This window comes from Aedoeadaptatus acetigenes, assembly GCF_025566985.1.
Taxonomy (GTDB): Bacteria; Bacillota; Clostridia; order Tissierellales; family Peptoniphilaceae; genus Aedoeadaptatus; species Aedoeadaptatus acetigenes.
On record NZ_JAOQJD010000013.1, the window covers coordinates 1600 to 22520 of the forward strand.

Annotated in this window: 23 protein-coding genes, 1 rRNA gene and 1 pseudogene (1 of these 25 running past the window's edge); 10 read left to right on the forward strand and 15 right to left on the reverse strand. The window is 53.9% G+C overall.

Annotated features, from left to right (window positions below; translation table 11 throughout):
* A 16S ribosomal RNA gene (locus OCV31_RS07655) occupies window positions 1–203 on the reverse strand; it reaches 1368 nt to the left of the window's first position.
* Window positions 204–546: 343 nt separating this feature from the next.
* Window positions 547–711 carry a hypothetical protein gene (locus OCV31_RS07660; RefSeq protein WP_267303884.1) on the reverse strand — a complete coding sequence of 55 codons (165 nt, stop codon included), beginning with the start codon at window positions 709–711 and terminating at the stop codon, window positions 547–549.
* A gap of 393 nt (window positions 712–1104) precedes the next feature.
* On the opposite strand from OCV31_RS07660, the pseudogene tnpA reads away from it, so the two are divergent.
* A pseudogene (tnpA, locus tag OCV31_RS07665) lies at window positions 1105–1565 on the forward strand (IS200/IS605 family transposase).
* A 144-nt stretch (window positions 1566–1709) separates the two neighbouring features.
* Here the strand turns inward: tnpA and OCV31_RS07670 are convergent.
* A complete protein-coding gene (locus OCV31_RS07670) occupies window positions 1710–2870 on the reverse strand; it encodes an aminotransferase class I/II-fold pyridoxal phosphate-dependent enzyme (RefSeq protein WP_267303885.1) in 1161 nt (386 codons plus the stop codon).
* A 100-nt stretch (window positions 2871–2970) separates the two neighbouring features.
* Between OCV31_RS07670 and OCV31_RS07675 the strand changes: the two genes are divergently transcribed.
* Genes OCV31_RS07675 through OCV31_RS07685 form a run of 3 tightly spaced genes read left to right on the forward strand, consistent with a single transcriptional unit; the run spans window position 2971 to window position 5041 of the window.
* A complete protein-coding gene (locus tag OCV31_RS07675; RefSeq protein ID WP_148474020.1) occupies window positions 2971–3747 on the forward strand; it encodes an IclR family transcriptional regulator in 777 nt (258 codons plus the stop codon).
* Window positions 3744–4493 carry a CPBP family glutamic-type intramembrane protease gene (locus OCV31_RS07680; protein WP_148474022.1) on the forward strand — a complete coding sequence of 250 codons (750 nt, stop codon included), beginning with the start codon at window positions 3744–3746 and terminating at the stop codon, window positions 4491–4493. Before OCV31_RS07675 ends, OCV31_RS07680 begins: the two co-directional genes overlap by 4 nt.
* Entirely contained in the window at window positions 4490–5041 is a 552-nt protein-coding gene (locus OCV31_RS07685) for a hypothetical protein (protein ID WP_148474024.1), read from the forward strand. The genes OCV31_RS07680 and OCV31_RS07685 overlap by 4 nt, the downstream gene beginning before the upstream one ends.
* Window positions 5042–5071: 30 nt before the next feature.
* On the opposite strand, the gene OCV31_RS07690 is transcribed toward OCV31_RS07685, so the two are convergent.
* Complete coding sequence (locus OCV31_RS07690) at window positions 5072–6430, reverse strand: MATE family efflux transporter (protein WP_148474026.1); 1359 nt, start codon at window positions 6428–6430, stop codon at window positions 5072–5074.
* A gap of 89 nt (window positions 6431–6519) precedes the next feature.
* Complete coding sequence (proC, locus tag OCV31_RS07695) at window positions 6520–7275, reverse strand: pyrroline-5-carboxylate reductase (protein WP_267303886.1); 756 nt, start codon at window positions 7273–7275, stop codon at window positions 6520–6522.
* Between the two features lie 65 nt (window positions 7276–7340).
* Here proC and OCV31_RS07700 point away from each other — a divergent pair, with 65 nt between their 5' ends.
* Genes OCV31_RS07700 through glpK form a run of 4 tightly spaced genes read left to right on the forward strand, consistent with a single transcriptional unit; the run spans window position 7341 to window position 11025 of the window.
* Window positions 7341–7907 carry a chromate transporter gene (locus tag OCV31_RS07700; protein ID WP_108832151.1) on the forward strand — a complete coding sequence of 189 codons (567 nt, stop codon included), beginning with the start codon at window positions 7341–7343 and terminating at the stop codon, window positions 7905–7907.
* Complete coding sequence (locus tag OCV31_RS07705; protein WP_148474030.1) at window positions 7907–8926, forward strand: PTS transporter subunit IIC; 1020 nt, start codon at window positions 7907–7909, stop codon at window positions 8924–8926. The genes OCV31_RS07700 and OCV31_RS07705 overlap by 1 nt, the downstream gene beginning before the upstream one ends.
* 9 nt (window positions 8927–8935) lie before the next feature.
* Window positions 8936–9493, forward strand: coding sequence for a chromate transporter (locus OCV31_RS07710; RefSeq protein ID WP_148474032.1), 558 nt, complete (start codon window positions 8936–8938; stop codon window positions 9491–9493).
* 50 nt (window positions 9494–9543) lie between these two features.
* Window positions 9544–11025: a glycerol kinase GlpK gene (gene glpK / locus OCV31_RS07715; RefSeq protein ID WP_148474034.1), complete on the forward strand. Its 1482-nt coding sequence runs from the start codon at window positions 9544–9546 to the stop codon at window positions 11023–11025.
* Here glpK and OCV31_RS07720 read toward each other — a convergent pair.
* The 10 genes from OCV31_RS07720 to OCV31_RS07765 form a co-directional block, all read right to left on the reverse strand.
* Entirely contained in the window at window positions 11013–11840 is an 828-nt protein-coding gene (locus OCV31_RS07720; RefSeq protein ID WP_148474036.1) for a deoxyribonuclease IV, read from the reverse strand. The two genes, glpK and OCV31_RS07720, sit on opposite strands and share 13 nt — an antisense overlap.
* An 80-nt stretch (window positions 11841–11920) precedes the next feature.
* Complete coding sequence (gene cutA / locus OCV31_RS07725; RefSeq protein WP_148474038.1) at window positions 11921–12232, reverse strand: divalent cation tolerance protein CutA; 312 nt, start codon at window positions 12230–12232, stop codon at window positions 11921–11923.
* A complete protein-coding gene (locus OCV31_RS07730; RefSeq protein ID WP_148474040.1) occupies window positions 12229–13014 on the reverse strand; it encodes a hypothetical protein in 786 nt (261 codons plus the stop codon). The genes cutA and OCV31_RS07730 overlap by 4 nt, the downstream gene beginning before the upstream one ends.
* A 73-nt stretch (window positions 13015–13087) precedes the next feature.
* A complete protein-coding gene (locus OCV31_RS07735; protein ID WP_108832157.1) occupies window positions 13088–13996 on the reverse strand; it encodes a DMT family transporter in 909 nt (302 codons plus the stop codon).
* Complete coding sequence (gene surE, locus OCV31_RS07740) at window positions 13989–14747, reverse strand: 5'/3'-nucleotidase SurE (protein ID WP_148474042.1); 759 nt, start codon at window positions 14745–14747, stop codon at window positions 13989–13991. Before surE ends, OCV31_RS07735 begins: the two co-directional genes overlap by 8 nt.
* Window positions 14748–14756: 9 nt before the next feature.
* On the reverse strand, window positions 14757–15545 hold the full coding sequence (locus tag OCV31_RS07745) for an MBL fold metallo-hydrolase (RefSeq protein ID WP_148474044.1): 789 nt from the start codon (window positions 15543–15545) through the stop codon (window positions 14757–14759).
* A 147-nt stretch (window positions 15546–15692) separates the two neighbouring features.
* Window positions 15693–16037, reverse strand: a complete 345-nt coding sequence (locus OCV31_RS07750; protein WP_267303887.1) for an S-layer homology domain-containing protein — start codon at window positions 16035–16037, stop codon at window positions 15693–15695.
* Between the two features lie 304 nt (window positions 16038–16341).
* Window positions 16342–16719 carry a hypothetical protein gene (locus OCV31_RS07755; protein WP_148474048.1) on the reverse strand — a complete coding sequence of 126 codons (378 nt, stop codon included), beginning with the start codon at window positions 16717–16719 and terminating at the stop codon, window positions 16342–16344.
* Between the two features lie 315 nt (window positions 16720–17034).
* Window positions 17035–18195: an ArgE/DapE family deacylase gene (locus OCV31_RS07760; RefSeq protein WP_148474050.1), complete on the reverse strand. Its 1161-nt coding sequence runs from the start codon at window positions 18193–18195 to the stop codon at window positions 17035–17037.
* Window positions 18196–18206: 11 nt separating this feature from the next.
* Window positions 18207–19481, reverse strand: a complete 1275-nt coding sequence (locus OCV31_RS07765) for an MFS transporter (protein WP_148474052.1) — start codon at window positions 19479–19481, stop codon at window positions 18207–18209.
* A 345-nt stretch (window positions 19482–19826) separates the two neighbouring features.
* Between OCV31_RS07765 and OCV31_RS07770 the strand changes: the two genes are divergently transcribed.
* Window positions 19827–20198, forward strand: a complete 372-nt coding sequence (locus tag OCV31_RS07770) for a CidA/LrgA family protein (protein WP_267303888.1) — start codon at window positions 19827–19829, stop codon at window positions 20196–20198.
* The gene (locus OCV31_RS07775) at window positions 20191–20892 is read left to right on the forward strand and encodes an LrgB family protein (RefSeq protein WP_148474054.1); all 702 of its coding nucleotides are present in this window, start codon (window positions 20191–20193) and stop codon (window positions 20890–20892) included. The genes OCV31_RS07770 and OCV31_RS07775 overlap by 8 nt, the downstream gene beginning before the upstream one ends.
* The last annotated feature ends 29 nt before the right edge of the window (window positions 20893–20921 follow it).

Here is a 20921-nt window from a genome sequence, read left to right on the forward strand (position 1 = left end):
TGTCGGAGTCTTATACGGTATTAATCCCGGTTTCCCGAGGCTATCCCGTTGTAAGAGGCAGGTTCCTCACGCGTTACTCACCCGTTCGCCGCTAATCCGATCGAAATCACCCCGAAGGGATCATTCAATGTTCATCGCTCGACTTGCATGTGTTAGGCGCGCCGCCAGCGTTCGTCCTGAGCCAGGATCAAACTCTCAATAAAAACTTTGAGTTTGCTTAGCTCGGATCCACTGACTGTGTTCCGCTTTAAGCTTATAGATTGTTATGGTTTAATCTCTTATACCATTTAATTAACTTGGTTCAGCGCTGTGTCTTACGAAACAGCTTATTTAGTATATCCCGCAGAGGACGTTTTGTCAAGCACTTTTTAAATCTTTGTAAAAAGTTTTTTGACGCGTCTTACGCGACAACTTTTATATCATACCTCGTCGAGTTCTGTCTGTCAAGATGTTTTTTCAACTTTTTCTCGACAGCTTTATCTCGCTCGAGGCGACTTGTATATAGTAGCATCGAGGGTGTGTTCTGTCAACGGTGTTTTTCTCTTTTTATTGAAACAAATAGTAGAGTCCAAAGCACAACATGACGACGGCGGCCACAAGGCGGATCATTTTTTCATGTTTTTCAACCCATCGGCTCTTCCAAAGAATGCCTTCCAAATTCAATAGGACAAAGGCAAATGCAATAATAGCGAAGATTTTATTTATTTGCACGGGTATTCTCTCCTTTCCCGGTTTCGGGGCGCTTTTACCTTATTATTATAAATCCGCAATAAAAAAGCGGTCAATAATACTTTCGGCGGCGGAGAATATCTACGGAATTTCAAACCTTTTATCTATAGGCTACCTTCTTACGCCGTTTTCTGATAGAATAGGGGCGTAGGGAATCCTACATCCATTCATCTATGTCTGATGGTGCTCCTTTGTTTAATAGAGCGAAAGACGCCCCTCTTCGGAGGGGCGTCTTTTTTATTGTGCGCTTTAGCATGAATAAACCACCAGCTATGCTGGTGGTAGGCGTAAAAAGCTTTAGCTTTAAGTAAAAAAAGAACCTCCTATGATAAAATTATTGTGTTATCGGCAATAAAATATCAAGGAGGTATCCATATGGATAAGAACAGCTTAGCACATACAAGTTGGAATTGTAAGTATCACATTGTGTTTGCGCCAAAATATAGGCGGCAGGTTATATACGGGAAATTGAAACAAGACATAGGAAAAACATTAAGAGACCTATGCGAGAGAAAAGGAATAAATATAATCGAAGCGGAATGTTGTCCGGATCATATACATATGCTGCTGGGAATTCCACCGAAATATAGCGTATCTCAAATCATGGGATACTTAAAAGGAAAAAGTAGCTTAATCATATTTGATAGACACGCAAACCTAAAGTACAAATATGGAAATAGGCATTTCTGGTGTAGAGGGTATTACGTTGATACCGCAGGAAAAAATGCGAAAAAATCCAAGAATATATCAAAAACCAATTGGAAGAAGATTATATGGCGGATCAGATAAGCATGAAGGAATTCATCGATCCGTTTACGGGTCAGCAGGTCAAATAAAGTATGAGAATAGGCGCTTTAGCGCCAACTGGGGAATTGTTGCAAGAGGAAGAAATTCAGAGCACGAGAGTGCTGCCGGTAACAGCCCCTTATAGGGGCAAAACAAACCACCGGCTAAGCCGGTGGTTCTGATTTCTGTATATGTTATTGAAAGATTTCCATTTTTTCGATGCGGTCGAAGGCTTTGTCGATGGCATCCACGCCGACGGTGACGGCGAGGCGCAGAAATCCCCGGCCGCTTTCGCCGAAGGCGGAGCCTTTCACGGTAAGCACGTGGGCTTCGTCGAAAAGTTTTTGCCACACTTCGTCTTCCGTAAGGCCCGTGGGGCGAATGTCCACGAAGAGGTAGAAGGTGCCCGCGGGGTAGGCGATGCGGATGTTTTTGAGGCGCTTGAGCCGCTCGTAGGCGTGGAAGGTGCGCTTTTTAAATTCTTCCACCACCGGCGGTTGCAGATCCTCGCGATGGGCGAGGGCGTAGAGGGCGGCGCGCTGGGAGATAGCCGGGGCGGTGTAGACATTGTTTTCGTTGACGGATTTCGCCGCGGCGATGAAGTTTTTCTCCCCTAAGATGTAGCCGATGCGCCAGCCGGTCATGGCGAAGTTTTTGGAGAAGGAGCGCAGGGTAATGGTGCGGTCCTTGCAAGCGTCCAGGGACGCCATGGGCACAAAGGGGCCGTCGTAGGAGAAGGCGGTGTAAATATCGTCGGCTATTAAATAGAAGTCTTTTTCTTCCGCCAGGCGGCCGAAGGCTTCCAGCTCTTCTTTTTTCAGGCACAGGCCCGAGGGATTGTTGGGAGTGTTCACGATCAGAGCCTTGGTTTTGTCCGTGACCTTTTCGCGAATCACATCTATATTCGGGCGAAAGCCCTCGTCGGGATCCGTGGGAATGAACACGGGCACGCCGCCGGCCATTTTCACCTGATCGGCGTAGGGGGCGAAGTAGGGCTCGATGATCATGACTTCGTCGCCTTCATCGAGCATGGTTTCCAGCACCAGCCACATGCCGTGGCAGGCGGAGGTGGTGATGAAGACATTTTCATGCGAGAGACGGACGCCGTATTCCTCTTTTTGAAAATCCACAATGGCGGCGATGAGTTCGCTGTCGCCTCGACTGTCGGTGTAGTGGGTGTGGCCGGCCCGAGCGTCCGCCGCCGCGGCGTCGATGATGGCCACAGGCGTGGTGAGGTCGGGATCGCCTAAGGTAAAGTCCACCACATCGGGATGGGCCTTGGCTAAGTCGGCGCCCGCCGCCAGGCCGCCGGATCCGTGGGCTGCATATTTTTTCGAAATTAAGGGCTTCATCATGCTTCCTCCTCTGTGGCTTCGTTTTCTGCTATACTAAAATTATTGCAAGAATTTTATAATCCTTTCAGGAATGGTTCTATTATAAAGGAGGCTTCGCGGAATGGCAAAAAAAACGGACTACACGGTGCCCATGGTGGAAAAGGCGCTGCAAATTTTGCATTTTCTCTTGGAAAACGGCGGCGCTCACGGCACCGGCGACATTGCGAACCGGCTGAATCTGCCCAAGGCCAGCGTGTTTAAAATTCTCTACACCTTGGAGAAGGAGCATTTCGTGGCCAAGGACAGTGAGGATCGCTACCGATTGGGCCTGGGCTTTATTCCCTACGACGCCGAGGTCAGGAATCGCTGGGATTTCACCACGGTGACGCGGCCCATTATGGAGCGGGCCGTGGCCGCCACGGGAGAAAGTTTAAATCTGGGGATTTGCGCCGACGACACCATCGTGGTCCTGGACACGGTGGCCGGGGAAGATTTCTATATTATGCGCCACTTGATCCCCGTGGCCCCTTTGTATTGCTCCGCCATTGGAAAGATTTTTCTCGCCGAATACGAGGAGGAGGATTTGGATTTGTACCTGGGTCGCCATGAACTCGCTCCCCGCACCATTTCCACTCTGACGACGAAGGAGGCTCTGGTCGCGGATTTGCAGGAAGTAGTTGAAACGGGCACGGCCCACGACCGGGAAGAGTACGAATACGGCCTGACCTGCATGGCCAAGGGCGTGTATTTTAAAGGCAAGCTCATCGCCGGGGTAAGCCTTTCCGGTCCCACGAGCCGCCTGGAGCACAAGGGCATGGACCGCCTGGAAGAGGCCCTGGCCGATGTAGCCGACGCCTTGGCGGCGGAACCGGGCTTGGGAACCCTCTTGTCTCTGTGATTGTCCTCTACTTTCTCGCGCCGATCCTTTTTTACAAGATGCAAAACGCGGCCCTTCTCGTGCCCGGGCTGTTGTGGTCTCGGGAGAAGCCCCGCCGAATCAAAATCGCGGCCCTCGCCTTTTTTCTTATTACCCTCGCCCTATCCCTTCTTGAAATAAACGGGGCGCCGGCGGCCCTCTCCGCCTCTCTTCTTCTCCTTGCCTACGGCCTTTATTACATGAAGCGGCCATTTTATCTGCCCGCCATTCTCTTTCTCTTGCTTTTTCAGGGCGGCCTCTTGGCCTTTCGCGGCACCTTTGATCCCGCGGCCCTCGCCCCGGCCTTGTCCTACGCCTTCACAAATCTCATCTTCGTGGCATCGGAGGAGGCGTTTCTGAGAGAGGTTTTGCGAAAGAAATTGGGCTCAGGCTTTTTCCCCGCCCTGTTTTTGGGCCTGCTCTGGGGCCTGTGGCACATGCCCTTTCACCCGTCGGCGGATTATACGGCCGTTCAAATCCTTCACGCCACCGCCTTGAGCCTATTGATCGATTCTGTTTACGATGTCTCGGGCCTTCCCACGGCGATTTTTCTTCACAGCGTACATAACGCCCTGCCCCTCACCTTTCGCGCCGCCTTTTCTCCGGCGGATCATCTGCTTTTCTTCTGCGGCTGCTGCGCTTTTTCGTTCTTCGTAACGAAAGTTACGGCGGCAAAACCCGAGAGGTCTTATTATAGAAGAAAAGAGAAAGACGAGGAGGATACATGAGTTTATTTTTAGCACCGATTCATCAAGTGATGTACGATAAAATCCACTACACCGACGATTTGGCCACCGCGCTGGCTGAGAAAGATCCCTCCACGGCCCGGGCCTTGGAGGAAAATTTCCCCTCCATCGAAAAAGAGCCACTGGAGGCGGTGATCGACAAGGGAAATATTCACGGCTGGCTCGCCGAGCGGGTGGTGCTGGCGGAAAAGCGCCTGGCCTTTGCGGCCTGCGCCCTGGCGAAAAAAGACCGGGTCGGCCTTTTCAAAGCCGTAAAAGATTTCGGCCGAAAGGAAGCTTTTTCGGGAAGCGCCGAAGAGGCCTTTTTCCTCTACGACGGCCGCTTTTTAAACGGCATGCCCTGCGACCGCATTCACATGCCCGAAGACGCGGAAGAAGGCTTTGCTTGGCGCATCACCCGGGACGTCCACGGCGAATACTACGACGAGGCCGGACTTTACGACGCCCTTATCGCCGCTTGGTGGGAAGGCTTGTTGGAAGAAAGCGAATTGAACTATATCCGCGAAGGAAATTTATGCACGGTGAAATAAAAAAGGCTGCCGCAATTTTGCGACAACCTTTTATTTTTTTGCTTCCGGCACGTCCATGTTCTTTCGCCACTTTCCCTTGAAGTAATAAATCAGGGTCAAGATGCAGGTGAAGACCCAGCTGATGGGGTAGCTCCAGCAGATAATATCGATGGTTTTGTACATGGGCATGGCGGTAAAGATCCAGCCGAGGCGAATGATAAACATGCCGATTAAGGTAATGATCATAATGGGCACGGCGGTACCGCTTCCCCGAATGGCCCCGGAAAGGACTTCCGTCACGGAGAAGATGACGTAGAAGGGCGCCAGGATCACGATCATTTTCGTTCCGTAGAAGATGACGTCTTTTTCCGACGTGAAGATTTTCATAAGAGGCGTGCGGAAGATGACGAGGATCGAAGAGACCGAGGCCACGAAGAGAAGGGTCATGACCAGGGCCGTGATGATGCCGGACTTCAGGCGCTTCGGCTTTTTCGCGCCGATGTTTTGGCCCACAAAGGTGGTAATGGCCAGTGCGAAGGCCTCGAGGGATGTGAAGACGAAGCCGTCGACGCGGCTCGCCGCCGCTACCCCGGCGATGGCCTGGGCGCCGAAGACATTGATCTGGGCCTGAATAATGACATTGGACAGGGAGATTAAGCCCCCGGAGACGGCGGCGGGCAGGCCGATGGCCACGATGTGGTTTAATGTTTCTTTGTGGAAGCGGATGCGCTTCATGCGCAGGCGGTAGATGTCCGTGGTCTTTAGGAGGCTCAACAGAACGAGGATCCCCGACACGGATTGGGCCAGGACCGTGGCGATCCCCGCCCCCACGGCGCCCATTTTAAATGCGCCGACAAATATCAGGTCGAGGACGATGTTCAGTCCCGCGGCGATGGCGAGGAAATTGAAGGGGCGCACGCTGTCGCCGACGCTTCGAAGCACCGCCGAGCCCATGTTGTAGACCATGACGGGAATGAGTCCCGCGAAAAGAATGCGCATGTAGCGCACGGCCGGGCCCATCACTTCCGGCGGCGTGTCGATCCATGCGAGAAACTGCGGCGTGAAGATCACAGTGAAGATCGTAAGAACCAGGCCCCCGTAAAGGGCGATGGCGAAATTGGTGTGCACCACCTTGGAAAGGGCGGCCCGGTCCTTCGCGCCGTAGTGCTGGGCCACCAAGACGGAGGCCCCGGTGGAAAGGCCCATAAACAGGGCCACGACGAGAACGGTAATGGCGCCGGATGCGCCGATGGCGGCCATGTCGATCTTTCCGGCGAAGCGGCCGACGATTAAAAGGTCCACGGTATTATAAAGCTGCTGCAGTAAAGCGGAAAGAAGGAGAGGGAGCGTGAAAGTGAGAAGGCTTTTCCAGATCACGCCTTCCGTTAAATTTACATTTTCTCGTTTCATTGTCCCTCCCTTTCTCTTCTCTTTTCTTCATTTTACGATGAATTATCTTAACACATGCCGGGGGATTTTCCCACCGAAAGGTTGGAATTTTACAGATTTTTTCCCTTTTCCACGGTTTTTATAATGGATTGGGCGAAGGCGTAGCGCATGGCCATGGATTCCAACACCATGACCCCCTCGATGGTGGCGCCGGCCGGAGAGGTGACCCCGTCTTTTAATTGGCCGGGATGGAGGCCCTTTTCCGTCATGAGATCGCAGGTGCCCGCCACGGCTTTCGCCGCCATGACGTAGGCCAATTCCCGCTTCATGCCGCAGGCGCAGGCGCCGTCGACAAAGCCTTCGATGGCCATGGCCACAAAGGCCGGGGTGGCACCGGTTAAGGCGGTGACGATGTCCAGATCCTTTTCGTCCACCTCGATGATTTCCCCCGCGCCCTTTAAGAGATCCTCAAAAGACGCCTTTTCCTCCTCGCTCATGTCGTAGCCCGGCGTGTAGGCGATGACGCCGCGCCCCACGGCGATGGGAGTGTTGGGCAAGATGCGGATGATTTTTTCCGTGGGCGCCATTTTTTGCAGGCGCTTAAGGCTCACTCCGGCAGCCATGGACACGATGATCTGCCCTTCCACCTTCGGGCTGATCTCTTCCATAACCTCCTCCACTTTGTAGGGCTTGGTGGCGATAAACAAAATGTCGGAACGATCCACGACATCCGCGTTGTCCCTCGTTTGGAAGGTGGCGATGTCCTTTTCGTGGGGGCAGCCGACGAAAAGTTCGTGGCCTTCTTCTAAAAATAAATCGTAGAGGGCCCGGCCCATGTTGCCGAGACCGATAATGCCAATATTCATTTGCGTCCCTTCCTTTCTTGAAGCGCTATTCTCCTTACAGTATACTATTGAACAGGAGGTCATGCATGGATAAGACGATTTCTCTGAAAAAATTATTTTTTACTTTTTTAAAGATCAACACCTTTACATTCGGCGGCGGCTACACCATCGTGCCCATTATTCGGGACGAATTTGTTGAGCACCAGCCCCTGATTAGTGAAGACGATATGTTGGACATCGTGGCCCTGGCCCAATCGGGGCCCGGCGCCATGGCCATCTCCGCCTCCCTCTTGACGGGATACAAATTGCGGGGCCCGGCGGGGGCGATGGTGTGTTTGATCGCAAGCGTGCTGCCCTGTCTGGTGATTATTCTCTCCATTAACATGGCCTACCGCCAGTTCCGCTCAAACTTTTACGTCAACGCGGCTCTGGTGGGGATCAGCGGCATTATTTCCGCCGTGCTCTTTCTCACCACCTACCGCATGGGCAAGCGGGCCATAAAAGACGACCACGGCTTTTCCGTCGTGATGATTCTCGTGGCCACGGCCCTGGGGATGCTCACGGACATTAATACGGCACTGATTATTTTGCTTTTGGGTTTCAGCGGCATTTGCATTACGAAATTTGAAGATCACACGAAAGAAGGACACTGATGAAAGAGTTTTTGCACAAGAAGAACGTGCACCCGAATTTAAAGACCTACGGCATCGACGCCTTGGGGGCCATGGCCTACGGCCTCTTCGCCACCTTGCTGATCGGCACCATTTTAAACACCATCGGCTCCCAGCTGAATATTCCCTTTTTAACGGACACCCTCTGGCCCATGGCTCAGGCGGCCACAGGCCCCGCCATCGCCATGTCCATCGCCTTTGCCCTTGACGCGCCGCCCTTGGTGCTCTTCGCATCTTCCGTGGTGGGGGCTGCGAGCTACGACATCGGCGGCCCGGTGGCGGTCTACATCGCGGCCATTGTGGCGGCGGAAGCGGGCAAGCTCATCAGCAAGGAAACCCGGGTGGATATTCTCGTCACCCCGGCGGTGACCGTCCTCACCGGGACCCTGATCGCCGTCTTGGTGGGCCCCTCCATTCAATGGCTTATGGAAAGCGTGGGCAAACTCATTATGGCCGCCACGGAACAACAGCCCTTCGTCATGGGCATTTTAGTGGCCACCATCGTGGGCATCGCCCTCACTCTGCCCATTTCAAGCGCCGCCATTTGCATGATGCTTTCACTGGCGGGCCTCGCCGGCGGAGCGGCCACCATCGGCTGCTCGGCGCAAATGATCGGCTTTGCCGTGATCTCCTTTAAGGACAACGGCTTCGACGGCTTCTTCGCCCAAGGCCTCGGGACAAGCATGCTTCAAATGCCCAATATCGTGAAAAATCCCAGGATATGGATTCCGCCCACCGTGGCCGGCGCCGTGATCGCGCCCCTTTCCACCGTGGTCTTTAAGCTGAAGAACACGCCTCTGGGAAGCGGCATGGGCACCAGCGGCCTCGTGGGACAGATCGGCACCATTCAAGCCATGGAAGGCGCCATGCCCTTTTCGAAGCTCATCCTCGTGATCCTCGCCCTCCACGTGATTCTGCCCGGCCTCATCAGCTATATCGTCTACCGCGCCATGAAAAAGCGGGGCTGGATCGCCGACGGAGACATGCGCCTGGACATTTAGGAGGCCGCCGTGTTACTTGCGAAATTATTTTTTGAATTCTTTAAGATCGGCCTCTTCTCCTTTGGCGGCGGCTACGCCACCATTCCCCTGATCCAGCAGTTTATCGTGGAGCAGGAAGGCTGGCTCACCATGACCCAGTTTACGGATCTGGTGACCATCAGCCAAATGACCCCGGGTCCCATCGCCATTAACAGCGCCACCTTCGTCGGCGCCCAAGTGGCCGGGCCCGTGGGATCGGTGGTGGCGACGGCGGGGGTGACGGCGCCGCAAACCATCATCATCCTTACCCTGGCCTACTTCCTCTTTACGAAACAGCGCACCTTCCGCCTCATGGACATGCTCCTTCGGGGGATCAAGGCAGGGATCATCGGCCTGATCTTTATCGCCTCCTACGACATGTTTAAAAACGCCCTGTGGCCGGAAGGGGGTAATTTGGAAATCGTCGCCCTCATTACTTTTATCGTCGGCGGCGTGCTCTACGCGAAAAAAATGGACCTCATCAAGCTCATTATGCTGGGCGCTGTTCTCGGCATCGCCTTAAAACTGGCCTTGCCCTTCTTAGCGTAAGTTGTTTCTTCCCCGCGGTTGCGGGGAATTTTTCTAAACCGAGGTGAATCATGAAATACATTCTGGCCATCGACGCGGGCACCACGTCCAATCGAGCCATTCTCTTTGACGAAGACGCCCGGGTGATCTCCGTGGCGCAAAAATCCTTCCGCCAGTTCTTTCCCCACCCGGGCTGGGTGGAACAGGATCCCGCGGAAATTTTAGCCACCACCGTCGGCGTCTGCGCCGAAGCCATCGCCCAAGCTCAGGTGGATCGAAAAGACATCGTGGCCATGGGCATTACCAATCAGCGGGAGACCACCATTCTTTGGGACAAGAACACGGGCCGCGCCATCGCCCCGGCCATTGTGTGGCAATGCCGCCGCACCGCCGATCGGGCGGAGGCCGTGAAAGACGCGGGCTACGGCGACATGATCCGGGAAAAGACGGGCCTGGAGGTGGACGCCTACTTCTCCGCCACAAAAATCGCCTACATCCTCGACCACGTAAAAGGCGCCCGGGAAAAGGCGGAAAAAGGCGAAGTCCTCTTCGGCACCGTGGACAGCTTTCTCCTCTACCACCTCACCGGCGGCGTGCACCGCACGGATATTTCCAACGCCTCCCGCACCATGCTCTTTAATATTCACAGCCTGGATTGGGACGAGGAACTCTTAGATCTTTTCAACATTCCCCGGGCCTGCTTGCCGGAAGTGCTTCCCACGGCGGCCCATTTCGGCGATACCCTGGCGGAACACTTCGGCATTTCCATTCCCATTACGGGCATGATCGGCGATCAACAGTCCGCCCTTTTCGGCGAGCAGTGCTTCGAGGTGGGCGAGGTGAAGAGCACCTTCGGCACCGGCGCCTTTGTTTTGATGAACACGGGGCATGCGCCCATTATCAGCGAACACGGCCTCCTCTCCTCCTGCGCCTGGGACATCGGCGAGGGGCCTGTCTATGCCATGGAGGGCAGCATTTTCGCCTGCGGCAGCGTGATTCAGTGGCTGAAAGACGATCTGGGCCTTATCGCCTCCCCGGATGAGACGGCGGCCTTGGCCGAAAGCGTGACGGAGAAAAATCCCATGGTCTTCGTCCCGGCCTTTACGGGCCTGGGCACCCCCTATTGGGATCCCGAGGCCCGAGGCACCATTTTCGGCATCAGCCGCTCTACGACCAAGGCCCACCTGGTGAAGGCGGCCCTCGACGCCATCGCCTACATGAGTGCCGATGTCATCGACGCCATGGAAAAAGATTTAAAGGCGAGCCACGACCGCATTCTCGTGGACGGCGGCGTAAGCCACAACGATTATTTGATGCGTACCTTGGCCGATGCCATCCACCGCTCCGTCCACCGGCCGGCGCTGGTGGAGACCACGGCGCTGGGCGCCGCCTTTATGGCGGGCATGGGCTGCGGCCTCTACAAGGACATTGCGGACATAAAAAAACGGGCCTCAAAGGCCCAAGTCTTCGCCCCCACCGGCGCCGACCTCACCGCGGAACGCGCCCGCTGGAAAAAAGCTGTCGCCGCCACCATGGCCAATCACATGGATTGACCGAAGGCGACCAGGCGCTGAATTTCTTTTTCGTGATCTTCGGGATCCCCCGGCGTCTCCAAAATCATGGGAAGGTCCTTAATTGGATCGGCATAGAGAAACCGCCCGAGCACATCCAAACCGATTTCGCCCGCACCCACCGGTGCGTGGCGATCTTTTTTTGCGCCGAATGGGGTGAGGGAGTCGTTCACGTGAACGGCCTTAATTTTTTCAACGCCGATTAATTCGTCGAAAGTCGTAAAAAAATTCTCGGGATCCGACAGATCGTAGCCGGCGCTGAACAAGTGGCAGGTGTCCAACACCACGCCCACATCCTCCGAAGCCACCGCGTCGATGATTTGTGCGATCTCCTCGAGGCGATACCCGATTTCCGTGCCCTTGCCGCTCATGGTCTCGAGGCAAATGGCGCGATGGGGAAACAATGCCTTCGCCTGATCCATGGCGCGAATAATCCGCTCCACGCCCACCGACCCACCGTCTTTCGTGTGGCTGCCCGGATGAAAGACGTAGACCGTATCCTCCGGGTAGTGGGCGAGAAGAGCCATGTCCGAGGTGAAGATCTCGAAGCTCTTCTTCCGCACATCCTCCCGGCTCGAGGCCAGATTCATGGTGTAGGCTGCGTGGGCGACGACGGGACCGAAATCCTTTTTCTCCCGAATAAAATTTTCCATATCCGCCATATCCAACTCCCGGGCCTTGGAGCCCCGGGGATTGCGCGTAAAAAACTGAAATGTACTCGCGCCATAGGTCTTCACTTCCTCCATGGTCTTTACAAAACCCGACGTCGTGGAGGTGTGGTAGCCGATCGTAAGCATAGTATTTTCCTTTCTTTCTTAACTCCTCAAAAGACGCAAGAAAAAAGTGCCCGCAGGCACTCTCTTCGAAAATCTCTCGATTAAGCCAGGGGAATGTAATTGACCACGGGCACCTCGTAGGGGTGGATGCGGTCGATGATCCGCTGCACTTCTTCCCGGTCCTCTTCGGCGATGCGAAATTCCATTTTCATTTCCTCCCGCGTCTGCACCTGACCGATGACACCGTCGTAGGGATCGGCGCCTTCCAGGGGCCGCCAGTGGCCTTCCACCTTCGTCAGACTGAAGGTGTAGTCGTAATTGCCTTCGCGGAAAATGTCCGCTTCGTTTAAATCATTGGCGAGCTCCACGACGAAATCTTCCGGTACAAAAATTTCAACTTTTAAGTAACTCATAGAACCTCCCCTTGGATTTCTTCATCCTCGATTTCTTCATAAATCGGGTCGATCTCATCGAATGCGCCGCGCGCCACCAGCTCCCGGATAATGTCCACCACGGCGACGTAGCTAATGAGGCCGAAGATGACCGTGCTCACGACACTCAACACCTTCATCAACGCGCCCTGGGTCATGCCCGATGCCGCAGCGGCCACGCCGATGCCCCCGGAAAACACGAGAACGATGATGACGACGATGGCCATGCGGCCGAAAATCATGCCTTTGTGGCCCTTGGTGATTTGCCAGGATTCCTTAATGGGCGTAAAGGCGCCTTCTCGCCCGCGAATGCCGTCGATTCCGATGACGGCGCCTAAGGGCACCATGGCCAGAGAAAAGATGATCCCCGGCACAACGAGCAAGAGGAAAAAAACGACGGTGAGAATTTTTTGGATGATATAGGTGCCGATGGTGGAGCCGGCCTTGGCGTTAAAAAAGTAAAAGGCGTCGACAAATTCCGGATCCGTGCCGTAGCGGGCCATGCGATAGATCATAAGAATCAGCCCATAGCCCACGAGGCCCACGGCGATAAAGTAGATGATGTGAACGAGAAGGGATACGCCGGCCATGGTGCCGAAGTGAAATTCCGGCATAGGCATGGCGGGATTGGCCCCAGGCGTCATAAAGGCGTCGGTGCCCAGGCCCATCATGTCGAAAATTTGGGAAAATCCCGCGACGATGAAAAGATAAATAAGTAAACTGGGAAACATGGCCTTGTAAATATCCATGGTTGTTTTCTTCATAAGCAGCTCCTTTCGGATCTCGGTTGCGGTTTACGTTTCTTTATACCCAAAGAGGCAATAAATTTCACGCTTTTTACATAGGAACCCGCCGTTTGCCGTTGATTTTTCGAATGGCGGGCAGAGCCTGGGACACGAATTGCCCCGTGAGGATCAAAGCACAGCCCAGGATCTTCTTCGGATAAAAGACCTCGCCGGCGAAAAAATAGGCGGCGAAGGTACCGAAAAGAGATTCCGTGCTCATAATCAGGGCGCTCTCGTCGGGACTCGCGTCCCGTTGGGCGCCGTTTTGCAGATAAAACGCCACCACCGTGTTCAAAAGCACGATGTAGCCCATGGCCAAAAGGGTCTTGTGGGTCACGGGAGCGATGACCGTGCCTTCGCCGAAAATGAAAAAGAGCACGATGGACGCCACCCCCGCCACGAAAAGCTGCACCATGGTAAAGGCGATGGCGCTTTCAACTTTGGGCATGTAGTGGTCGATGCGTAAAATCTCTACAGTAAAAAGAATGGCCATAATAAAACTCAACACGTCGCCGCGGTTTAAAACCAGGGAGGGGCCCAGGGTCAAAAAGCCCACGCCGAATACGGTGAGAACCGCCGCCACAATAATGTTTTTTCCCGGGCGAATCCCGGCGATGAGAAAGCGCAAAAGGGGCACGAGCACCACGTAAATGACGAGAATAAAGGTCTGATTGGCCGGCGTCGTGTACCGTAAGCCTTCCATTTGAAAAGCCGTACTCGTCGCCAACAAAAAGCCCACTTCCGCCCCGCCGATGACCGTGGTCTTGTCGATCTTTTTTCTATCCTTGGGAAAGAGCAAACACAGGACAAGAGAGCCGACCAGAAAGCGCAGCACCATAATAAAATAAGCGTCGAAACTATCCATGGCGATCTTCGCCGCCACAAAGCAGCCGCCCCAGATCATGGCCAGGGCGAGGAGCATGAGATTGGCCCTCCCCTTTCGCGACAGGGCTCTAGTCATCCAACCAACTCTTCAATCGGTCCATCTCCTCCGCATCCGCCAAGCCGTAAATTACCGGCGTCACCGTGACAAAGTCTCGCTCCAGATAGTAGCGGTCCGTGCCCGGAGCGTGTTCCATGGTGCTTCGGCCCTTGAGAGACAGGCGGCGTTCCCCGTCGACTTCCTCTTCGAAGTAATAGTCGTAGGCATTGTCGCCGATTTCCGCCACGCGAAGGCCCTTTAATTCGTCTTCGTCTAAATAAGGCACATTGATGTTCAACACCATGGGTTTCGCCGAGGAGAGGAAGGGCTTCTTTACCTTGTCGAAAATCTTTTTCGCCACGGAGGCCGCCGTGTCGTAGCGGCACCGCCCCTTGACCCAGCGGGCGCTGACGGCCACGGAGGGAATCCCCAAAAGCACCCCTTCCATGGCGGCGCTCACCGTGCCGGAATAAATAATGTCCATGCCCGCGTTGTAGCCCGCGTTGCAGCCCGAGAAAATCACATCGGGCTTCCAGGGCACGATCTTGTCGAGCCCGGCCCGCACACAGTCCGCCGGCGTGCCGCTCACGCTGTAAGCTTCCACGTCGACCCCTTCGATTTCCACAGGCTTCACGATCAACGAATGCTTAATCGTAATGGCGTGGCTTTGGCCGGAATGCTCTTCCTCAGGCGCGATCACCACCACCTCGTGTTCCTCGGCCAACACCTTGGCCAGGGCCTGAATGCCCGGAGCAAAATACCCGTCGTCGTTGGTCAAAAGAATCTTCATAAGTCCTCCTTAGAGCTCGATGAAGCGGGAAGGCGCCTTGGCCTTGGCCACTTCCAAAATAAAATCCCTACCTTCGTAAATGGCGTGCTCCGCCAAAATTTCCCGGGTCGCCCGCGCCGCCAAGAGGGGCCGGTTGTTTTCCTCAGACAAATGAGCCAGCACCACGTACTCGCCCCGCTTCTCCAAGAGCCCCGTCAAAAGCTCCCCGCAGTGTTCATTGGACAAATGGCCCCGCGTCGATGCGATTCGATCCTTCAATATGCGGGGATAGGGCCCCGTTTGAAGCATCTCCGCGTCGTGATTGCTCTCGATGTAATAGAGATCGCTGCCGCTCATCTTCTCGAGCATGGATGTATTCACCCAGCCCGTGTCCGTGAGCACGGAAAGCTTCTTGCCCCCCGAGCGAATCACATAGCCCGTGCCCTCGGCGGCGTCGTGAAACAGCCCCATGGGCACAATGTCCATGTCCCCGTAGGAAAAAGGCTGCTGCGTTTGAAAGACGTGGCGCTTGTGATCGTCCACCCGCTTAATCGTCTTGGCCATGGCCATCCACGTGCTTTCATTGGCGAAGACATCCAGCCCATAGCGGCGGGCCAAAATCCCCACGCCCTTCACGTGATCGCTGTGCTCGTGGGTGACGAAAATGCCGTCCAGTTCCGACGGATCCACCCCCACGGCCCGCAAATTTTCCTCGATGGCCTTGCCGCTTAAGCCGGCGTCGATTAAAATCTTTTTTTCGTTCGTTTCTATATATTGGCAGTTGCCGCTGCTGCCACTGGCGATTGCACAAAATTTCATAGTTTCCTCCACAGCCTATTATAGCAAACTCTTCGCCCGGGAAAAGGGAGGAAACACATTCTTCTCGCGCACTCCACGGGAAATTTACAAAGCCCCGCAAAAAAATCCCCGAAACCGGAGGAGCTCCGACTTCGGGGAAAATTTAAATTATCTCGCGGCCCGCTTTTGTAAAATGGCGATCCATTTTTCGTTAGCGCGGTTAAGTTCATCTTGACCGCCACGGCGAATCAATTCGTGGCTGTTGGTGGCTTCCATAATGGGGAAATAAGCCCAATGGGCTTCGATCAAATCCTTAAATTGAATCATTTCCGAAAGATGGCTGCGGACGAAATCCTTGTCGGCAAAGCGGTCCAACATCTTGTTCGTAATGTTTACCACTTCCGCCCGGGTGATTTTGCGCTCCGGCTTAAAGCGGCCGTCGGGATAGCCCGTGACCCAGCCCTTGGCCGCCGCGGAGTCGATGGCGCCTTGGGCCCAGTGGCCTGCGGGCACGTCGAAGATGGAATTCGCCCGTTCCCACCACTTGAATCAAGCCGCCGGATTCTTGAACGTAAGATCCCTTGCCTGTATTAAAAGCGGAGTTATCAATGGTTAAATTCGATCCTTCCGAGGTAATGGCCCCGCCGGCCACGCCGACTGTGCCCTTCCCACTCCTCAACGTGAAACTAGAGTTGTTAACAGAGGCCTCGGAGCAGTCTTCAAACTTTATGCCGCCACCTGTATTGAAGGGTCCCAAAATAGTAAAGCGCGCGTTGTCGATCTTTGCTTTCGTTCGCGTCGCTTCGATGGCGCCCCCTTAGCGACCGCCATCTGTGACCGAGCTATCCAAGTGATTGTCTATGAAAGATGTACCGTCGATCGTCAGCGTCGAATCCTCGATCTTAATGGCGCCGCCTTCGGCAAACCTGTCTTTGGAGAAACCATCAGCCAATATTAATTTAGGACGATTCTTTGGGTCCCCGGAAATCGTCACATCCTTCTTTATCTCCAAGGTTTCCGTCACGATAATGTTGCCTGTAATCGTAATACTGCTATCACCTCTATTCACTGCGGCCTTTAATCCTGCAAAGTCACTGACCTCCGTCGCAGCGAAAACAGGGGTCTTGCCCAATACGAGGACCAGGGCCAAGACCACAAAGAAGATCCAACTTCTCTTTGCGTGCACCTTTTTCATACGCTCTCCTTCAATCCTAAATCAGTTTTCCATAAAATAAAAACAGGCAAAAGAAGCTATCTTATCAAAAGATAACATCTCTTGCCTGGACTATGCGGACCCCAAAAGGAGACAGACGGCGCTGACTGCCTGTTTCTTCGGAGAATTTTCCTAAACCCTTCATCTCCCACCGTCCTTTTCTATACCCTTCCTATCATATCAGGTGATGTGATAGTTTTCCATCGTTTTTATGGCATTTATCCATTTACAATTCTCTTGTTTTTCCTTGTTGAGGCCGCAAAAAAGGCACGGACCGCGGGGTCTGTGCCTTTCGTCTTATTTGCTTTGGGTAAAGATCTTCGCCATGTCTTTAAAGATGCGGATCGTGTCTTCGTATTCGTCGATTTCGATGTATTCGTCGATTTTATGGGCCATTTTCGTGAGGCCCGGACCGTAGACCACGAGGTCCACGTCCTGAGGCAGATGGATGTAGCGGGAGAGTTCGCAGGTGCCGATGAGGGGGCGAACCTGTATGTTTTTGTCTTTACCCGCTTCTTTCAGGGCGCGAATGAGGGCCGTGTCTTTTTTCGCCTCGGCGGCATCCAGCACTTGGTTCAGTTCCAGGGTGAGGGTGGCGTTGTCGGGATTTTCGTTGTTTTTATCCACGGCGGCTTGAAGGAGCTTGACAGCGCGGGCGGAGTCGTATTCCGGCACGGTGCGGGCGTTGCCTTTCATGACCACGTGATCGGGCACGGAGTTGAATTGTCGACCCCCTTCGATGACGGAAAAGACATTGAGTGTGGCGCCCAACTCGTCGTTGTGGTAGTCGGGATTGTTTGTAATTTCGTCGAATTGTTTCTGGGTGTTTTGAATAAATTCCGCCGCGGTCATAATGGCATTGATGCCAAGCTCGGGCATGGAGGAGTGGGCGGCTTTGCCTTGGCCGTGAATGGTGTACATGATGGAGCCTTTGGAGGCGAAGATGGCTTGGTTTTCGCCGTCGCGCTTGGTGGGCTCGGGGATGACGATGCCGTCGACCGTATCCAGGTAGCCGCCTTCCACCAAGTCCAGGGCGCCTTGCATGCCCACTTCTTCGCCGACGGTGCCGATAAACCAAATTTCTCCGGCGAAGTCCGCGCCTTCATCGGCGAGATCCAGCATCATGGCCAAAGCCGCCGCCACGCCGGCTTTCATATCGCAGGTGCCGCGGCCGTACATTTTGTTGCCTTCGATGACGCCTTCAAAGGGCGGATGGGTCCATCCATCCCCCGTTTCCACCACGTCCAGGTGGCCGGAGACGGCAAAGATTTTGCCGGGGCTGGTGCCTTTCAGCTTCACGAGTATATTATCCCGCCCGGGATAGGAGTTTACGATTTCTGTTTCGATGGTTTTATAGTCCTTAAAGAGCCCGGCGATGTAATTTGCCACTTCTTCTTCCCCGTCGTTTACCGAGGGGATTTGAATCAGTTCTTGTAAGATTTTTAGGTGTCGTTTCATGGCTGTCTCCTTTATTTTTCTGTTTTTCCGGCGAAGGGTTCGGCCTTTTTATGGGCGAGGAGCCACAGGAAGCCGGTGAGCAGGGCAAAGCCGACGTTGATGATCCATGCGATGTAGTAGCTGCCGGAGGCGTCGAAGATGTAGGATACGAGCAATGGACCGAAGGCCGCCCCCACTTGGGTGGCGGATTGCACGAAGCCGTAGGCCTCGCCGTACATGGCGCGCCCGTAAATGGAGGCGGTGACCAAGGGCGGAAGGACCGATCCCAGGGCCAGGCCGAATCCGAAGACCACGGCCACGAGCCAGGGCCCCCACGCAAAGGGCGCAAAGAGCATGGCCACAAAGCTCAAGGCCAAGGTGGCTGCGCCGAAGAAGAGGGCGTGGTAGATGCCGTATTTATCGGCGATGCGGCCTAAGAGGAGTTTCCCGAAAACGCCGAGAATGAGATAAATGGATACGACGGTGCCCGCCGTTTGAAAGCCCGCCGCATCTTGCAGTGCCGGCGGAAATTGCAGGGAGGCGCCGTTGGCCAGGCCGTTCATCATCGAGCCCAAAAGCAGGAAGATGAAGAAGCTACAGGACATGGACGCGGCGATGGAAAGGCCGACGTTTAAGGATTTGTTCGTATCCTTTGCGGGATCCGCGGGCAGGTCGTCGGATTCTTTGTAGCCGTAGGGCTTCATGCCCTTATCTTCCGGCTTAAGATAGATTAAGAAGACGCCGAAGATGACGGCCAGGGCCAGAATGATCATGGCGTAAACCCGGTACGACATGCGCCAGCCCACATTGGCGATGAGGCCGTTGACCAAGGGACTCAACAGGGCGCCGCCGGCGGAAATGCCGGAGACGGCGATGGAAGTGGCCAGGCCCTTTTTGTCCGAGAACCAGTTGTTAATAAGCATCATCATGGGAATTTGCGCCGTGGTAATGTAGGCGGCACCGACCACGAGGCCCAGGGCGTAAAATTGGTATTTGTTTTGCGCCAAGGAATACCCGAACACCGCCGCGGCAAAGGCGATGGCCGCCGCCGTCCAAATGCGCTTGAAATTATATTTCGTGAGAAACACGGAGACCACGGGCCCGAGGAAAATCCCCACGGCCTGGGTAATGGTGCCCGTAAAGGAAAAGGCCGTTCTGGAAAAGCCCAGATCTTCGGTGACGGCGATCTGCCAGGTGTTGGACAGGGAATTCACCACCGGCACATAGACCCCGAGGACCATCATAGCCACGATTAAAATAACCCAGGCGTAATGGAAGCCGCCTTCCTTATTCGATTCACGTTTCATAACTACCCCCCTCATTTTACATGTTCTTAATTATGCTCTGATGTATACCCGATATTTTTTTTAAAATCCTTTTTACTCGGAGAAAGGCTTTTATTTCACCTGATTTTCGTTTTAACGTCGATCCACGGGGTGCGGCATACATTATTTTTAATACATTGCGTTCGTTTTTCCATCTTTTCCCGCTCAATTTTGTCGTTTTCGCCTCGATAAATTCAGTGCTTTGTATAATTGTGCGGTAAATACCTTATACTTCTGCAATTTTTTATTTTTGCCTTGTAATAAATCCTTTTGTTTTATATATTAGAGGCGCTATGTTATTTAAAAAACTAAGTAAGGAGTGAAAACGTGTTATTCCAATTATTCGTCATGTTCGGGACGGCGCTTTTGGGCCAAGTGATTTCCGGCCTGCTGCCCTTTCCCTTCCCGAGTACGATTATCGCCGCCTTGATTTTATTCCTCTTGCTGGAATTCAAAATCGTCAAATTGGATCAATTAAAAGACGTGATCCACTTGTCCAACAAGTACTTAGCCATCGTGTTTATCCCCGTGGGCGTGGCCGTGATGGAATATTTCTCGGAATTTTCCATGGACGTATGGCTTAAAATCGTCGTGATTATCGTGATCTCTACCGGCGCCACCATGATGGTCACCGGAAAGGTGAGCGACGTGATTATCGCCCTGCAGGAAAAAGTGACAGGAGGAAAAAAAGATGCTTGATCTCATCACCCAAACCCCTTATTTCGGGCTGGTTCTTTCGATTCTGTTCTTTATTTTGTTTTCGAATCTCAGTACCCGCTTACATGCACCTATATTAAATCCCCTTTTGTTTTCCATTATCGCCATTATCCTGGTCCTTACCGTCTTCGACATACCCCTGGAAAATTACCAGGCCGGCGGCTCCATGATTCAAATGGTGATTTCCCCGGTGGAAACCATCGTCATCGGCGTGAGCCTTTACAAACAAAAAGACACCTTGGTTAAATACTTGGTGCCGGTCCTTGTATCGGTGACCGTGGGCTGCGTCTTTGTCGTGCTCTTTGTGGTGTTCTTGGGAAATGTGCTGGCCGTGCCCCAAGAGGTGGTTATGGCATCGATTCCGAAATCCGTCACCACCGCCATCGCCATGGAAATTTCCGGCAAAATGGGCTGGATTGTCTCCATTACCGTTCTGTTTGTCATCTTAACCGGCATCGTCGGCGCCGTGATCGCGCCCTACTGCATCAAGCTTGCCGGGATTAAAAGCCCTGTCTCCAAAGGGCTGGGTATCGGCACCGCCGCCCACGCCGTGGGCACCAGCTACGCCATCACCCTGGGGGAAGTGGAAGGCGCCATGAGCGGTTTAACCATCGGCCTTCACGCCATTATCGCCTCCGTGGTGATGCCCTTGTTGATTAATCTATTGGGCTTGTAAAAAAAGCGCCCGAAGGCGCGCTGAAAATC

Bases quoted from the DNA above. Each gene is read 5' to 3' on its own strand.
- OCV31_RS07670 (WP_267303885.1), bottom strand. From the start codon at position 2,870: ATGATGAAGCCCTTAATTTCGAAAAAATATGCAGCCCACGGATCCGGC.
- OCV31_RS07675 (WP_148474020.1), top strand. From the start codon at position 2,971: ATGGCAAAAAAAACGGACTACACGGTGCCCATGGTGGAAAAGGCGCTG.
- OCV31_RS07685 (WP_148474024.1), top strand. From the start codon at position 4,490: ATGAGTTTATTTTTAGCACCGATTCATCAAGTGATGTACGATAAAATC.
- OCV31_RS07690 (WP_148474026.1), bottom strand. From the start codon at position 6,430: ATGAAACGAGAAAATGTAAATTTAACGGAAGGCGTGATCTGGAAAAGC.
- proC (WP_267303886.1), bottom strand. From the start codon at position 7,275: ATGAATATTGGCATTATCGGTCTCGGCAACATGGGCCGGGCCCTCTAC.
- OCV31_RS07700 (WP_108832151.1), top strand. From the start codon at position 7,341: ATGGATAAGACGATTTCTCTGAAAAAATTATTTTTTACTTTTTTAAAG.
- OCV31_RS07705 (WP_148474030.1), top strand. From the start codon at position 7,907: ATGAAAGAGTTTTTGCACAAGAAGAACGTGCACCCGAATTTAAAGACC.
- glpK (WP_148474034.1), top strand. From the start codon at position 9,544: ATGAAATACATTCTGGCCATCGACGCGGGCACCACGTCCAATCGAGCC.
- OCV31_RS07720 (WP_148474036.1), bottom strand. From the start codon at position 11,840: ATGCTTACGATCGGCTACCACACCTCCACGACGTCGGGTTTTGTAAAG.
- cutA (WP_148474038.1), bottom strand. From the start codon at position 12,232: ATGAGTTACTTAAAAGTTGAAATTTTTGTACCGGAAGATTTCGTCGTG.
- OCV31_RS07730 (WP_148474040.1), bottom strand. From the start codon at position 13,014: ATGAAGAAAACAACCATGGATATTTACAAGGCCATGTTTCCCAGTTTA.
- OCV31_RS07735 (WP_108832157.1), bottom strand. From the start codon at position 13,996: ATGACTAGAGCCCTGTCGCGAAAGGGGAGGGCCAATCTCATGCTCCTC.
- surE (WP_148474042.1), bottom strand. From the start codon at position 14,747: ATGAAGATTCTTTTGACCAACGACGACGGGTATTTTGCTCCGGGCATT.
- OCV31_RS07745 (WP_148474044.1), bottom strand. From the start codon at position 15,545: ATGAAATTTTGTGCAATCGCCAGTGGCAGCAGCGGCAACTGCCAATAT.
- OCV31_RS07755 (WP_148474048.1), bottom strand. From the start codon at position 16,719: ATGAAAAAGGTGCACGCAAAGAGAAGTTGGATCTTCTTTGTGGTCTTG.
- OCV31_RS07760 (WP_148474050.1), bottom strand. From the start codon at position 18,195: ATGAAACGACACCTAAAAATCTTACAAGAACTGATTCAAATCCCCTCG.
- OCV31_RS07765 (WP_148474052.1), bottom strand. From the start codon at position 19,481: ATGAAACGTGAATCGAATAAGGAAGGCGGCTTCCATTACGCCTGGGTT.
- OCV31_RS07775 (WP_148474054.1), top strand. From the start codon at position 20,191: ATGCTTGATCTCATCACCCAAACCCCTTATTTCGGGCTGGTTCTTTCG.